Annotated in this window: 16 protein-coding genes, 2 tRNA genes, 1 rRNA gene and 1 riboswitch; of the genes, 5 read left to right on the top strand and 14 right to left on the bottom strand. The window is 49.5% G+C overall.

Features of this window, described 5'->3' with window-relative positions:
* The 12 genes from HMPREF0980_RS15745 to HMPREF0980_RS15690 all read right to left on the bottom strand — a co-directional run.
* A 16S ribosomal RNA gene (locus HMPREF0980_RS15745) occupies positions 1–195 on the bottom strand; the annotation flags it as partial.
* Between the two features lie 492 nt (positions 196–687).
* A tRNA-Ser gene (locus HMPREF0980_RS15740) sits at positions 688–777 on the bottom strand.
* Between the two features lie 201 nt (positions 778–978).
* A tRNA-Ser gene (locus HMPREF0980_RS15735) sits at positions 979–1,064 on the bottom strand.
* An 84-nt stretch (positions 1,065–1,148) separates the two neighbouring features.
* Positions 1,149–1,874, bottom strand: coding sequence for a 2-C-methyl-D-erythritol 4-phosphate cytidylyltransferase (gene ispD / locus HMPREF0980_RS15730; protein WP_049730024.1), 726 nt, complete (start codon positions 1,872–1,874; stop codon positions 1,149–1,151).
* Positions 1,875–1,903: 29 nt separating this feature from the next.
* Positions 1,904–2,932: a tRNA (adenosine(37)-N6)-threonylcarbamoyltransferase complex transferase subunit TsaD gene (gene tsaD, locus HMPREF0980_RS15725; RefSeq protein WP_049730023.1), complete on the bottom strand. Its 1,029-nt coding sequence runs from the start codon at positions 2,930–2,932 to the stop codon at positions 1,904–1,906.
* Positions 2,933–2,940: 8 nt separating this feature from the next.
* The gene (locus HMPREF0980_RS15720; RefSeq protein ID WP_049730022.1) at positions 2,941–3,852 is read right to left on the bottom strand and encodes a ribonuclease Z; all 912 of its coding nucleotides are present in this window, start codon (positions 3,850–3,852) and stop codon (positions 2,941–2,943) included.
* Between the two features lie 14 nt (positions 3,853–3,866).
* The gene (locus HMPREF0980_RS15715) at positions 3,867–4,094 is read right to left on the bottom strand and encodes a hypothetical protein (RefSeq protein ID WP_049730021.1); all 228 of its coding nucleotides are present in this window, start codon (positions 4,092–4,094) and stop codon (positions 3,867–3,869) included.
* 105 nt (positions 4,095–4,199) lie between these two features.
* Positions 4,200–4,643, bottom strand: coding sequence for a ribosomal protein S18-alanine N-acetyltransferase (rimI, locus tag HMPREF0980_RS15710; protein WP_049730020.1), 444 nt, complete (start codon positions 4,641–4,643; stop codon positions 4,200–4,202).
* A gap of 21 nt (positions 4,644–4,664) precedes the next feature.
* The gene (locus HMPREF0980_RS15705; RefSeq protein WP_049730019.1) at positions 4,665–5,699 is read right to left on the bottom strand and encodes a threonine aldolase family protein; all 1,035 of its coding nucleotides are present in this window, start codon (positions 5,697–5,699) and stop codon (positions 4,665–4,667) included.
* On the bottom strand, positions 5,696–6,400 hold the full coding sequence (tsaB, locus tag HMPREF0980_RS15700) for a tRNA (adenosine(37)-N6)-threonylcarbamoyltransferase complex dimerization subunit type 1 TsaB (protein ID WP_049730018.1): 705 nt from the start codon (positions 6,398–6,400) through the stop codon (positions 5,696–5,698). The genes HMPREF0980_RS15705 and tsaB overlap by 4 nt, the downstream gene beginning before the upstream one ends.
* Positions 6,388–6,813, bottom strand: coding sequence for a tRNA (adenosine(37)-N6)-threonylcarbamoyltransferase complex ATPase subunit type 1 TsaE (gene tsaE, locus HMPREF0980_RS15695; RefSeq protein WP_049730017.1), 426 nt, complete (start codon positions 6,811–6,813; stop codon positions 6,388–6,390). The genes tsaB and tsaE overlap by 13 nt, the downstream gene beginning before the upstream one ends.
* A gap of 12 nt (positions 6,814–6,825) precedes the next feature.
* Positions 6,826–7,437, bottom strand: a complete 612-nt coding sequence (locus HMPREF0980_RS15690) for a YcxB family protein (RefSeq protein WP_147629849.1) — start codon at positions 7,435–7,437, stop codon at positions 6,826–6,828.
* Positions 7,438–7,542: 105 nt separating this feature from the next.
* On the opposite strand from HMPREF0980_RS15690, the gene HMPREF0980_RS15685 reads away from it, so the two are divergent.
* Together HMPREF0980_RS15685 and HMPREF0980_RS15680 are read left to right on the top strand one after the other, a co-directional pair.
* Positions 7,543–7,914, top strand: coding sequence for a VOC family protein (locus HMPREF0980_RS15685; RefSeq protein ID WP_049730015.1), 372 nt, complete (start codon positions 7,543–7,545; stop codon positions 7,912–7,914).
* A gap of 103 nt (positions 7,915–8,017) precedes the next feature.
* Positions 8,018–8,749, top strand: coding sequence for a DUF134 domain-containing protein (locus HMPREF0980_RS15680; RefSeq protein ID WP_049730014.1), 732 nt, complete (start codon positions 8,018–8,020; stop codon positions 8,747–8,749).
* Positions 8,750–8,827: 78 nt separating this feature from the next.
* On the opposite strand, the gene HMPREF0980_RS15675 is transcribed toward HMPREF0980_RS15680, so the two are convergent.
* Entirely contained in the window at positions 8,828–9,466 is a 639-nt protein-coding gene (locus tag HMPREF0980_RS15675; protein WP_049730013.1) for an ECF transporter S component, read from the bottom strand.
* A gap of 230 nt (positions 9,467–9,696) precedes the next feature.
* Positions 9,697–9,822: riboswitch (FMN riboswitch) on the bottom strand.
* 255 nt (positions 9,823–10,077) lie between these two features.
* On the opposite strand from HMPREF0980_RS15675, the gene nadA reads away from it, so the two are divergent.
* From nadA to nadC, 3 genes are read left to right on the top strand one after another with little or no spacing between them, the layout of a single operon-like run.
* Complete coding sequence (gene nadA, locus HMPREF0980_RS15670; protein ID WP_242847423.1) at positions 10,078–10,914, top strand: quinolinate synthase NadA; 837 nt, start codon at positions 10,078–10,080, stop codon at positions 10,912–10,914.
* Positions 10,915–10,928: 14 nt separating this feature from the next.
* Positions 10,929–12,248 carry an L-aspartate oxidase gene (locus HMPREF0980_RS15665; protein ID WP_049730012.1) on the top strand — a complete coding sequence of 440 codons (1,320 nt, stop codon included), beginning with the start codon at positions 10,929–10,931 and terminating at the stop codon, positions 12,246–12,248.
* Positions 12,223–13,077 carry a carboxylating nicotinate-nucleotide diphosphorylase gene (nadC, locus tag HMPREF0980_RS15660; protein ID WP_334291729.1) on the top strand — a complete coding sequence of 285 codons (855 nt, stop codon included), beginning with the start codon at positions 12,223–12,225 and terminating at the stop codon, positions 13,075–13,077. The genes HMPREF0980_RS15665 and nadC overlap by 26 nt, the downstream gene beginning before the upstream one ends.
* 267 nt (positions 13,078–13,344) lie before the next feature.
* On the opposite strand, the gene HMPREF0980_RS19265 is transcribed toward nadC, so the two are convergent.
* Positions 13,345–13,579, bottom strand: a 235-nt coding sequence (locus tag HMPREF0980_RS19265) for a hypothetical protein (protein ID WP_207643612.1), incomplete at its 5' end; no start/stop codon positions are given.

Genomic DNA, 13,579 nt, shown 5'->3' with positions numbered 1-13,579 from the left:
TATGCGGTATTAGCAGCCATTTCTAGCTGTTATCCCCCTGTGTGAGGCAGGTTGCCCACGCGTTACTCACCCGTCCGCCGCTCAGTCACAATGCTCTTCATTCCGAAGAAATCTGAACAGAGCGCTTCGCTCGACTTGCATGTGTTAAGCACGCCGCCAGCGTTCATCCTGAGCCAGGATCAAACTCTCGTCTTATGCCTGTAGGCTTGGATGTGGTATTCCACACATCCTAGCCGGTCGGTGCTTCACAGTCCTTAGTGAGGTTCTCACCGGACTTAGAGCTGTGAAGGCTCCTTTTCAGGCCGTAGACGCTCCGCAGCCCTTAGCGAGGTATTCCCGGGCTTAGTACTGTGGAGCTTCCTTGTTCAATCGCGGTCAGGATTAACTGCTCGCTAATCCTATCCCGTTATTACTGTTTTTAGGTTGACATCTCTTTCGATGTCCGTTCTGAATTTTTCTCTTTACAAGAAATTTTCAGGGTCGTTGTCTATTGTTTAATTATCAAGGTTCTTGATTGCCTGTCCCGTTTGGGTCAGCCCAAACATAATATCATTTAACCCACATCTGTGTCAAGTAATTTTTAAAGTTTTTTTCGAGCAATTTTTACTCTTTTTTCTTCCTTACTATATCTATGATTTTTTCAAATCAAAACACAAGAATATGCGGTTAACCAAGACAGCAATCTGACGGAGAAGGAGGGATTTGAACCCTCGCGCCGCTATTAACGACCTACTCCCTTTCCAGGGGAGCCCCTTCGGCCAGCTTGGGTACTTCTCCAAAAGTGTCCGTAAAATAATATACACGAATTTCTTATCCTTGTCCAGTATTTTTTCTCTTTTTTTCAATTTTTCTACACGGCTTTGCAAAATGTCTTCCGTTCTGCAGAAAATCAGTCTATATATGCCCCCGCACCGGCAATCTGTAGCACATATAAAGCCGGGAACTCCATTACGGAATTCCCGGCTCCTCTTGTAAGAGCGGAGAGGGTGGGATTCGAACCCACGCGCCCTCTCGGACAAACGGTTTTCAAGACCGCCTCGTTATGACCACTTCGATACCTCTCCACATATTCAGGCCGCACTTTCTCAGCGACAATATGCATTTTATCATACATGCATTACAGCGTCAATATATAATTTTGAAGATTTTCAATTTTTTCCATTTATGAAAGCACGGGCGATAACGAGATCTTCCGGCGTTGTAATCTTGATGTTACGGTACGAGCCTTCCACAAGCTTCACCGGCACATCCATGTACCGTTCCACCGCCATGGCGTCATCCGTTATCCCTTCACAGTCTTCCCCCATCATCTTAGAATATGCATCCACAATCAAAGAATTTTCAAATACCTGCGGGGTCTGAACCGTCCACACATATTTTCTCTCCGGAGTCTTTACGGCATAATTGTCATCGTCAATAAGCTTTACCGTATCCTTGCTCGGCATTCCTGCAACGCAGGCTCTGTATTTTCCAACTGCTTCATATTGTCTGTACAGCATCTCTTCATCGACAAAAGGCCTTGCACCGTCATGTATGAATACATAACCGCCGAACACATGCCCCTCTTCGTCACAGACTGCCGCCTTCAGCCCTTTATAGACCGATTCATACCTTTCCCTGCCGCCTTCCACGACATCTGAAACCTTATCAAATCGATACGCTTCTATAATCTGTTCACGGACATACGCTTCCTGGCCTCTTCCCACTACGAGCACGACATCGTCTATAACCGAAGACGTTTCAAATGTCTCTAATGCATAACAGATTAAGGGCTTCCCTTCCAGCTCTAGATACTGCTTCTGGACAGATGTCCCCATACGTGTTCCCTGTCCTGCTGCCAGCACGACTGCAGTACATCTTTTCTTTCCTTCCATACCTTCTCGTTCCCCTGACATACCCGAGACTATCTTTCCCCAAGTTTTAAGTTTGGCACCGCATTCAGATCCCATCCGTGTCTTGTGCCGTTCCTATATTCATAATATGCCGCAGCACCTATCATCGCCGCATTGTCTGTGCAGTAGACAGGCGACGGATAGTAGAATCTAATTCCTCTCTCATCACAGGCTTTACTCATGGCTTCGCGCAACGCGCTGTTGGACGCCACTCCACCCGCTATGGCAAACTTGTCCATGTGATATTCCTCCACGGCACGCATCGCATTTTCTACCAGCACATCTGTAACCGCTTTTTGAAAAGAAGCCGCTACGTCTGCCTGGCTGTATGCCTCCCCCTTCATCTGGCATCCGTTTATATAATTCAGCACAGCCGACTTAAGACCGCTGAAGCTGAAATCGAAAGGGGCATCTTCCATATGCGCCCTCGGAAATGCAATCGCGTCTGGATTCCCTTCCTTAGACACTTTGTCAATCTTAGGGCCGCCCGGATATCCGAGTCCGATAGCCCTGGCAACCTTATCGAATGCTTCACCTGCCGCATCGTCCCTTGTACGTCCGATGATGTCAAATCTGCCGTAATCTTTCACTTTGACAAGATGCGTATGGCCGCCGGATACTACAAGAGAGAAAAATGGCGGCTCCAGTTCCTTGTGCTCGATGAAATTAGCCGCGATATGGCCTTCGATATGATGGACACCTACGAGCGGCTTTTTCACAGCATAGGCAATCGCCTTGGCCTCAGCCACCCCCACAAGCAATGCCCCTACGAGGCCCGGACCATAGGTAACTCCTATTGCGTCGATGTCTTCCAGCGTCACATCCGCCTCGTCAAGCGCCGCCTGTATCACCTGATTGATCTTTTCAATGTGTTTTCTGGATGCAATTTCAGGTACGACGCCGCCATACAGCGTGTGAAGATCAATCTGGGAAGAAATGACATTAGACAGCACATCCCGCCCATTTTTAACTACGGCTGCCGCTGTCTCATCACACGAACTCTCAATTGCAAGAATCAGTACCTCTTTCTCTTCGCTCATAATATCTCCTATCCCTGTGAAAATGTCAGTTCGACCGTACGCTTGTCCTTCGCTGCCACTGCATTAGGGAATATGGCACGCACATCGTCCATGTAGTCCTCCGGGCGCGTAAGCGACGGGCTGTAATGGGTCAGCCACATCTCCCTGACCTCCGCGTCCTTCGCAATCCGGGCAGCCTCATAGAACGTCATGTGCTTATATTCTTTCGCCTTCTTCAGCTTATCCTTCTCTCCATACATTCCCTCGCAGATAAATAAGTCGGAACCTGCTGCATTCTCCCTGATTGAATCTGTCGGCCTCGTGTCTGTACAGTAGGCCAGCTTGATTCCTTTCCGCGGGGGGCCAAGTACCATGTCAGGCGTATATACCGTACCGTTCTCTTCCACTTCTTCCCCGTTCTGCAGGATTCCCCAGTACCTCTTCGGAATGCCGGCCGCGCTTGCACGGTCGACATCAAACTTACCGGCCCGGTCGACCTCCATCGTATATCCATAGCATATGACATTATGATTTACCCGGAACGCCTTCAGACGGTATCCATTCATCTCAAATACCTGCTCCGGCTCTGTAATCTCGATATATTTGACAGGAAACGGAAGCTCCGGCGCAATAACCCGGAGTGCGTTTACCACTCTCTCAAGGCCCTTCGGTCCAATCAGCGTCAATGGATCGGTACGGTCTGCATTGCCCATCGTCAGAAGCAGGCCAGGAAGCCCGCTGATATGGTCGCCATGATAGTGGGTAAAGCAGATTACGTCAATTGGTTTAAAACTCCATCCCTTCTCCTTGATAGCAATCTGGGTGCCTTCTCCACAATCAATCAGCACGCTGCTGCCATTATACCGCACCATAAGCGCTGTCAGCCACCGGTAGGGCAGCGGCATCATGCCGCCGGTTCCCAACAAACATACATCTAACATATCATACCTCTATTCTAAATCTTAATTTTAAATCCTTCTACCATTTCGTCATAGCAGTCTTCGCACAGATCAAAGCAGTCTACCTGATTGTCTTTGCCGGACTGGTATCCCCATCGTTTTTCCACTTCAAGATAATCCTCCTGGGGAACCCCTCTGGAAATGATAATCTCTTTCCCACATTTATTGCAAATAATTTTTTCAATATCTTTTGTTTCTTTTATCTGAACACTATACTGGCGCATACAATTCCTCCTGTGTGTATATCACTTCGACTTCTCTGTGCTACGCCTACATTATAACGGACTGCCGCCGCCGTTCCTAGTGGGAACTGCTGTTAAAACTGTCAATTACCTGCCAAGCCTGCGGCTCATGAGCACCGCATCCTCCGCAGGATCCGCATAGTACCCCTTTCGTATGCCGTCCTCTTCAAAACCGTAATCTTTATAGAAGGCGGCCGCCGCTTCATTACTTTCTCTTACTTCCAGCATAAGCTTTGTAATCCCCTTTTCCTCGCAGAAATTCTCAAGCTTAAGCAGCATGTGTCCGGCAGCCCCTTGTCTCCTGCTGCCCTTCTCTACGGCAATCCTGGCAATCTCCCCTTCATCCAGTACATAATAGACGATAAGATAGCCGATCAGCTTCCCGCTGTCAAATGCTCCGAACAGTACTGAATTATCCTGGCGGTATGTGTCACGGACCGCTTCATGGCTCCAGCCGTCCGGAAATATCTGCTGTTCCAGAGCTGCTATCTTTTCAATGTCCGACTCCTCAATCTGGCGCACCGTAAACATATGAACCGCCTCCTGTCTGTCCTACAGATTCTGTATGTCCTCGATCAACTGCTGAACGGCTTCTTCCTTCGTTGCCCAGCTTGTACAGAATCTCACTGCCGTATGGCCCTCATCGACCGTCTCCCAGAAGCTGAACGAATACTTCTCAGCCAGCTTCTCCATATGTGCGTTCGGAAGGATGGGAAACTGCTGGTTCGTATAAGAATCATAGCGCAGTCCGTATCCTTTCTCCCGGAATGCGTCTTTCAGCCGCATGGCAAGACGATCCGCATGCTCTGCCACCTTATAATATAAACCATCCGTAAACAACGTGTCAAACTGAATGCCGAGCAGCCTGCCTTTAGCCAGCATCCCACCATGATGCTTGATCATATACCGGAAGTCTTTTTTAAGCGCAGGATTGACAATGACTACGGCTTCCCCGAACAAGGCCCCTACCTTCGTACCCCCTATATAGAATACATCGGTCAGCATTGCGATATCCCTCAGCGTTACCGTAGACGCTTCTGACATGATTCCATAGCCGAGACGGGCCCCGTCCAGAAACAGCGGCAGATTCCTCTCCCGGCACGTATCGTATAGTTCTTCCAGTTCTTCCTTGCTGTACAAAGTCCCATTCTCTGTCGGATGAGAGATGTATACCATGCCCGGCTGCACCATATGCTCGTGAGTGACATCGTCCCAGTGCGTCTCATACATTTGGCGCACCTGGGCTGCCGTAATCTTCCCGTCCTCACTCGGAAGGGTAAGGACTTTGTGTCCGGTACCTTCCACTGCTCCTGTCTCATGCACGTTGATATGCCCGCTCTCAGCAGCAATCACACCCTGGAACGGGCGGAGCACAGAACTGATCACTGTAAAGTTGGCCTGTGTCCCTCCGACGAGGAAATGTACATCCGCAGTCTCACACCCGCACGCTTTCTGAATCTTCTCCCTTGCACTTTCACAATAGTCATCCATGCCGTATCCCGGTGTCTGCACATAATTAGTCTCTTCCATCTTCTTCAGAATCGCAGGATGAGCCCCTTCCGTATAATCGCATTCAAATATAATCATAATCCTTTCAACCTCTCTTTCCTCTCCCGTTCCGCCTGAGATATTCTGAGATAATCCGGGCGGTGTTGTGCCGCGGTCTCGCTCCTGCCTTCCAGCAGGTACTTCAAACCAAGCGTTCCAAGCGCGGCTGCCCGCTGACGGTTCATATGAGCCGGCGCGTAGTAATGCTCGATTGCCAGCATCTCCTCAAGCATTTCCTTATACACAGGTACTCCGTCTCCCAGGAATGTAACCTTTTCCCCAATATCATTGAGCCGGCCGGCCAGCGCTTCAACCGGGACGGCCATCTGGTCTTCCAGAACTTCTAACGTGTGCTCCATTCTGTACAGCCCTGTATACACCTGGTTTCGCCTGGCATCCATGACAGGGCATACGATTCCCGGCGTTCCATACAGGTTGTACGCCATGCCCTCCAGTGTCGGGACATGTATGAGCGGCTTATCAAGCGCCAGTCCCAGTCCCTTAGCAGTTGCCGATCCAATCCGAAGTCCGGTGAAGGAGCCCGGACCGCCCGCCACCGCAATGGCATCAATCGTATCCATGTCAAGCTCAATCATCTTCACCACTTCATCGAGCATAGGCAGAAGTGTCTGAGAATGCGTCTTTTTATAATTCACCGTATATTCCGCAACCGTTTGTTCTTCCTCGACGACAGCGACGCTGGCGACCAGCCCCGAACTGTCCAGTGCTAATATGCGCATATGTCAATCCTCCGATAATCAAAACCCTTTTCCGGGTCTTTTTCAATCCTGATCTCCGTATAATGCTCCGGAAGTATCTCCTCTATGAGATCCGCCCACTCAATCAGGCTCACCCCTTCTCCGTACACATAGTCTTCATATCCGATTTCATCCATCTCTTCTATTGATCCGATTCTGTAGACATCAAAATGATAGAAGGGCAGACGCCCTTCTTCATATACGTGCACAATCGTAAATGTCGGGCTGCTCACAGGTTCCAGAATACCCAGTCCGGCCGCAAGCCCTTTCGTGAATATGGTCTTGCCGGTGCCCAGGTCCCCGATCAGTGTGTAGACCTCGCCCGGACAGGCTTTTTCTCCCATGCCCTGCCCAAGTTCATATGTCTCTCTCTCGCTGTAACTCTCTATAACCATCGCATACCTCTACTATTCTTCCGGCCCTTTCTCCCCTGCCGGTTCCTGCATCTCTTTCTCGTTTACATCTTCTTTCCTGTCTGCATCCTTCCGGAATCCGGACACGTTCCCCTTCTTGCCGTCCAAGCGGCGGATTCTGACTGCTGGCGCCGGCATGTGTGCGAATATCATGTCGACGATCTCTGTGTATTTGTCTCCAAGCTGGCTGACCGGAAGAATAATTGCCCGCTTCTGGGCATCATACAAAAAGATGATCTTCTTTCTGGATATCGCTCTTTTGAACTTGCTCCAGGACGCTTTCCCGCTGTCCTCGGACGTGGTTGTCATAATGCCGTCGTCCATGAACTCATACGTTACCGTCTCTTCAAGACGTCTGGAGTTCTGCATCTGCTTGATAACCTTCTTCCTGATAAATTTAGGAAACACGATAAATACCAGGCAGACAAACAAAAGGAATACTGCCGCAAGCAGAAACTGCCGCTTCATGACAAAAGCAATCGTCAGCCCTACATTGAGCATACCGAGTATAAGGGCGGTCATCCCCGCGCCACTTGTATAAATATGATAAATCATAAAATCTGCCATAGATTCAACATCCAGCTTTATTTCCACTTTTACAGACATCTTTCGTACCCCCTGTCCTTTTGAAACAGTATAACACATCTTTTTTTCTTCCGCCACTAATGATATACTTATTTGCATATCAATGAATAACAGGAGGATTGTTATATGAAGTTTACATTTTATCACAACAATATCAATGTGCTGGATCTGGAGAAATCCCTGGATTTCTATAAAGAAGCGCTCGGGCTTACGGTGACACGTGAAAAAAAGGCGGAAGATGGTAGCTTCAGGCTCGTCTTTCTCGGAGATGATACGACACCCCATCTGCTGGAGCTCACATGGCTGCGTGATATGAACCGCCCGTATGAGCTTGGCGACAACGAATCACATCTCGCCTTCCGTGTAGACGACTTTGACAAGGCTCTGGCACATCATAGGGAAATGGACTGCGTATGCTTTGAGAATGCCGGAATGGGCATATATTTTATAGAGGATCCTGACGGCTATTGGATCGAAATCTGTCCATGTAAAGAATAGTCCGGCATTGTCCCGCTCTTTTATTGACATATGTCAACAACTGTTGTAATATACTTATCATACCATCCAAGAATTACTGGATGGACGACGAAAGGAGTATCCTATGGCACGTCCAGGCAAGACCCGCCGCGTCGGCAGCATGCCCCGATGCATACATTTCACGGCCTCAGGCAGTCCGAGAAATGGAATCAATCTATCTGTCGAAGAGTTTGAGACAATACGACTCATGGATTACAGCGGCATGACGCAGGCAGAGTGCGCGGCCCAGATGCAGGTAAGCCGCGCTACCGTCCAGTCGCTCTATACGCAGGCACGCAGAAAAGTTGCCCGCTTTCTCGTCGAGGGGACGTACCTCGATATCAGCGGAGGCGACTATACCATCTGTGGCAGATACTCCCGCAGCCGGCATTTGAAAATAAAAGAGGAAAAAGGAGACGATATTATGAAAATTGCAGTAACTTATGAAAACGGACAGATATTCCAGCATTTTGGCCATACGGAACAGTTCAAAATCTATGAAGTGGAGGATGGAAAAGTCATCTCATCCGAAGTGAAGGGCACAGACGGACAAGGGCACGGGGCGCTTGCCTCCCTGCTCTCCGGCATTGGTGCGGATGTGCTTATCTGCGGAGGTATCGGCGCAGGGGCAAGGAATGCACTGTCTGAAGCAGGCATAGACCTGTACCCTGGAGCCGTAGGTGAAGCCGACGCCCAGGTAGCATCGTTCCTGGACGGTACACTGTCCTATAATCCGGATACGGTGTGCAGCCATCACCACGGAGAAGGGGGCCACACATGTGGCAGCCATGGCTGCGGAGGTCACGGGCACCACTAATCGCGATACAACATATAACTTAGATTGACAATGCCAAAGGCAGCCTGCATATCAGGCTGCCTTTGCATACTGATTATCCTATCCTTCATTCATCTTAAATACCGGGCTGATCTTCTTATATATGAGCAATACAATCATAGAAACAAGCACACCTTTCAGAAGATTGAACGGTGCTACCGCAAACATCACGAAAGTAAACAGATCTGTAATGCTTCCGTTTACCGCATTACCCATACCCACGAGCGCGTCTATCGGCATCTCAAAAGCCTTCGCGTAAGCCGGAAGAAGGATATATGCATTCAAAAAGCAGCCTGTCACTGTCATAATCACAGTCCCGGATACCATACCGGCAATAGCTCGTGTTCTCGAACGTTTCCTCTTGTAGATCAGTCCGGCCGGAACAACAAGCGCGCAGCCGATAAGAAAGTTCGCGGCTTCGCCTACTCCTGCAGTAATCGTACCGTTAATGGCAAAGTTCAGCAATATTTTGATGAATTCGATGGCGGCACCCGCCAGAGGGCCCATGGCAAAGCATCCTACAAGTACCGGCACTTCGCTGAAATCAATCTGGTAAAAAGCCGGGGCAAAAGGAAGCGGAATTTCAAACAGCATCAATACTGTTGCTATCGCCCCGAGCATGCCCGTCTGGGCCATCATCCTTACCTTTGTTCTTGTCTTTGTCCTTGCATTCGTGTTCGTCATTACATCTGTACTCATTTTCTTTCTCTCCTTTTCGTTATTCATTATAGTTGTCAAAGAAAGAAAATCTTCATGGAACTATACAGCAGCCCTCCTCTGCACATTACGTGCATTTCCGGTGGGGGTTCAATAGCATACTTACTGAACGTCAGCAGTTCAATAGGTATAGGCAATGAAGCTGTCTATACTACTAAAAAGACCTCGGTAAAAACCGGGGCCTTGAAATACATTCAACAATTGCTGCTGCACATTTCTTCATCTCATCCAGACTTTACTGTCGGTTTTGGAATTGCACCAAATCAGCCGTACCGTCACTGGCACGGGTCGCGGACTATACCGCCGGTTGGGACTTGCACCCGACCCCTGAAGAATTTCTATTCAATTCTATATTATTATAGCTCATAACCTTACAATATACAAGTCTTTTCAACAAATCCCTCGTATCTTAACGCCGATTTTTATCTGTCTTGTCAGTTGACTTGACATGTATATCTTTTTATGCAATAGTAAGTCATGAACCTGCCCGGGCGGCTGTTCCGGGCGTATTAGAAGGAGCGGATCATGACTACTTTAGAACGAATCAAGCAATTAAAAAAGAAAAAAATGCTGTCATCCTTGCACATTACTATGTGGGCGATGACGTACAGGAAGCGGCCGATTATGTGGGCGACTCCTATTATCTGAGCAAGGCCGCGGCCTCAGCAGAGGCCGATGTCATAGTCTTCTGCGGCGTCTCATTCATGGGCGAGAGCGCCAAGATACTAAATCCCGGCAAGACTGTGCTCATGCCGGATGCCGCGGCCGACTGTCCCATGGCACATATGGCTGACATCGAAACGATAAAAAAATGCAAGGAAGAATACGATGACCTTGCCATCGTCTGCTACATCAATTCCACTGCGCTTCTCAAGACGTATTCCGATGTGTGCGTCACTTCTGCCAATGCGATGGACGTCGTAAGCGCACTGCCGAACAAGCATATCTACTTTATACCGGACGCAAACCTCGGGAAGTTTATCGCCTCAAAGCTGCCGGACAAGCATTTCATCTTCAATGACGGCTACTGTCATGTACATAAGGATATCACTGCAGCCGATATCCAGAATGCCAAAAAAGCCCATCCGGACGCCCTCGTACTCATCCATCCCGAGTGTACGCCGGATGCCGTAGCTTTGGCAGACTACGCCGGAAGCACGACCGGCATCATCAAATATGCGTCTGCAAGCAGCTGCAGCGAGTTTATCATCTGTACCGAGACCGGCGTATTCAAAGAACTGAGAGACAAGAATCCAGCCAAAAGCTTCTATCCTGTACACGGGCACCAATGCTGCACAGATATGAAGCTGATTACGCTTGAAAAAGTCGTGGGGGCGCTGGAGCGTATGGAACATCCCGTAGAACTGGATGAAGAGATAAGAAGAAAAGCTGCCCGGCCACTGGAACGTATGCTGGAACTGGCGCGGTGAAAAGGAAGTGTACGATGGTTGAAGCATATTATGACGTTATCATAGTCGGTACAGGTGCGGCAGGACTGTTCACCGGCCTGTCCCTGCCCGGACATCTGCGCATTCTCATGATTACGAAAGACGAGGTGGAAAGCAGCGACTCTTATCTGGCCCAGGGAGGTATCTGCGTCCTAAGATCCAAAGAGGATTACGAATGCTACTTCGAGGATACGATGCGTGCGGGTCATTACGAAAACAACACGGAATCGGTACGTATTATGATACAGGAGTCACCCGGCATCATTGACAGCCTTATCTCATATGGGGTGGAGTTTGAACGTGACGGGGAGGCGCTCGCCTACACGAAAGAAGGCGCACATTCGGTAAGCCGGATCTTATACCACAAAGATGTTACCGGCAAGGAGATTACAAGAAAGCTGATTGCCTGTGCCATGAAGCGTTCCAACATAACGATAGCCGCCCACACAGCCATGGCTGACCTCCTCATACAGGATAAGCGCTGCGCCGGTATCGTCATGCGAAAGCCTGACGGCAGCATACAGCCGGTGTCTTCCAAGGCAGTATATCTGGCAACCGGCGGAATCGGAGGGCTCTTTGCCAACTCCACCAACTTCCGTCACATAACCGGAGACGGCTTAGCGCTGGCGCTGAGACACGGAATCGAACTCGAAAATGTCCACTATATACAGATTCATCCCACGGCCCTTTATTCCCACAGAGAAGGCCGCCGCTTTCTCATCTCGGAATCCGTAAGGGGAGAAGGAGCCATTCTGCTGAACCCTGACGGACAACGCTTTGTAGATGAACTGCAGCCCAGGGACTTGGTGACGGAAGCTATCCGGCAGGAGATGGACAGATTCCACTCTCCCTGTGTATATTTATCGCTGGCACATATGCAGAAAGATAAGATACTATACCGTTTTCCGAACATATACGAACGCTGCCTCGAGGAAGGATATGACCTGTCAGAAGACAGAATTCCTATCACCCCTGCGCAGCATTATCTCATGGGCGGAATCCGAACGGATTCCTTTGCGCGTACATCTCTGGGCAATCTGTTTGCCGTCGGTGAAGCTGGATGTAACGGAGTACACGGAGCAAACCGCCTGGCGAGCAATTCCCTGCTCGAAAGCCTCGTCTTCGCAAGACGCAGCGCCGGACTTCTCGCCTCCTCCATCGGCAGCATAAGCCCTCCGCCCGTACCGGCATCCATAGACGTCTCCGCCTATGCAGATTCTCAGGCACGGAGCCGGGAAAATAAAGCACTGATACTAAATGAAATCAAAAGAAAGGACAGAGAATTTTATGATAAATGGTGTAACGCTGAAGACTAATATAGATGAATACATATGGAACGCTCTAAAAGAGGACATCACGAGCGAAGATGTCACAACAAATGCGGTAATGAGGACGCCATGTCCCGGCAGAGCCGAACTAATCTGTAAAGAAGACGGAATCATATGTGGCCTTCCGGTATTCGCCCGCGTCTTTGAACTGCTTGATGAGACAGCCCGGTTTGAGACAGACGCGGCAGATGGTGACCATGTAAAAAAGGGCCGGCTCATCGGGATAATCTCCGGCGACATCAGGGCAATCCTCTCAGGAGAACGCACTGCCCTCAATTATCTGCAGCGCATGAGCGGCATAGCTACCTACACGAACAGACTGGCGAAGGAACTGGAAGGTTCCGGTACGAAACTTCTCGATACCAGAAAAACGACCCCAAACAACCGGGCCTTTGAAAAGTACGCCGTCAGGGTAGGCGGAGGATATAACCACAGATATAATCTTTCCGATGGGATTCTTATCAAAGACAACCATATAGGAGCTGCCGGCAGCGTTGCCAAAGCGGTCCGCATGGCAAAGGAATATGCGCCTTTCGTACGTAAGATAGAGGTAGAAGTGGAAAATCTTGATATGCTTTACGAGGCTCTGGACGCCGGTGCAGACATCATCATGCTCGACAACATGGATAATGAGACGATGAAAAAAGCAGTAGCGGCCGTGGCAGGCCGTGCAGAGACCGAATGCTCCGGCAACGTAACGCTGGGGCGGCTGAAAGAAATCCGCGAAATCGGCGTGGATTACGTATCCTCCGGTGCTCTGACCCACTCTGCACCTATTATGGATATCTCGCTGAAGAACCTGACTCCTGTAAATTAAATGGGGGTTTAAGTAAATTAGGACGCCGCTGGGGAGGCAGAGGGCATCTGCTGCGATGCGTCCGGGACTGCGACTATCACACAGATTCCTAAGCCTGTGGAATGTTCGCCGATAGCGGCTCACACCCCACGGGCCAAGGAATCTGGTGAGGATTCTCCGTCCCTTCCGCTTACACCTTCGCATCTGTCCCCTGCCTCCCCAGTGGCTATCTACTTTACTGGCACGGGCGGGGACGGCTGTGTGACGTTACTGGCGGTCGGAAGGAATTTATCTGTGCCAGTATATTAATAAAAAAGCTGAGCGAGTGAAAACCTTTGGCAAAATGGAATTATAATTATAATGAGGAAGAGCCGGAATCAGGTACAGGGCTGTTATGTGAGATAACATCCCTTGCCTGACCCCGGCTCTTCCTGCAGCAACGGCGTGTACGCCTCGCTGCAAACGTTTAACTACGATAATATACAACGTTTTAAACTGTAATGTGCTGTATACACTGAGCTTG

Origin of the sequence: Dorea sp. D27 (genome assembly GCF_001185345.1) — a bacterium.
GTDB lineage: Bacteria > Bacillota > Clostridia > Lachnospirales > Lachnospiraceae > Extibacter.
Note: the sequence above shows the minus strand (reverse complement) of the source record. Positions and strands in the feature narration are given on the sequence as shown.

What these genes read in the sequence shown, in the direction of transcription:
- HMPREF0980_RS15720 (WP_049730022.1), bottom strand. Translation starts at nt 3,852, where the DNA reads ATGTTAGATGTATGTTTGTTGGGAACCGGCGGCATGATGCCGCTGCCC.
- HMPREF0980_RS15675 (WP_049730013.1), bottom strand. Translation starts at nt 9,466, where the DNA reads ATGAGTACAGATGTAATGACGAACACGAATGCAAGGACAAAGACAAGA.
- tsaE (WP_049730017.1), bottom strand. Translation starts at nt 6,813, where the DNA reads ATGGTTATAGAGAGTTACAGCGAGAGAGAGACATATGAACTTGGGCAG.
- tsaD (WP_049730023.1), bottom strand. Translation starts at nt 2,932, where the DNA reads ATGAGCGAAGAGAAAGAGGTACTGATTCTTGCAATTGAGAGTTCGTGT.
- HMPREF0980_RS15680 (WP_049730014.1), top strand. Translation starts at nt 8,018, where the DNA reads ATGGCACGTCCAGGCAAGACCCGCCGCGTCGGCAGCATGCCCCGATGC.
- HMPREF0980_RS15665 (WP_049730012.1), top strand. Translation starts at nt 10,929, where the DNA reads ATGGTTGAAGCATATTATGACGTTATCATAGTCGGTACAGGTGCGGCA.
- rimI (WP_049730020.1), bottom strand. Translation starts at nt 4,643, where the DNA reads ATGTTTACGGTGCGCCAGATTGAGGAGTCGGACATTGAAAAGATAGCA.
- HMPREF0980_RS15685 (WP_049730015.1), top strand. Translation starts at nt 7,543, where the DNA reads ATGAAGTTTACATTTTATCACAACAATATCAATGTGCTGGATCTGGAG.
- HMPREF0980_RS15690 (WP_147629849.1), bottom strand. Translation starts at nt 7,437, where the DNA reads ATGTCTGTAAAAGTGGAAATAAAGCTGGATGTTGAATCTATGGCAGAT.
- tsaB (WP_049730018.1), bottom strand. Translation starts at nt 6,400, where the DNA reads ATGCGCATATTAGCACTGGACAGTTCGGGGCTGGTCGCCAGCGTCGCT.
- HMPREF0980_RS15715 (WP_049730021.1), bottom strand. Translation starts at nt 4,094, where the DNA reads ATGCGCCAGTATAGTGTTCAGATAAAAGAAACAAAAGATATTGAAAAA.
- HMPREF0980_RS15705 (WP_049730019.1), bottom strand. Translation starts at nt 5,699, where the DNA reads ATGATTATATTTGAATGCGATTATACGGAAGGGGCTCATCCTGCGATT.
- ispD (WP_049730024.1), bottom strand. Translation starts at nt 1,874, where the DNA reads ATGGAAGGAAAGAAAAGATGTACTGCAGTCGTGCTGGCAGCAGGACAG.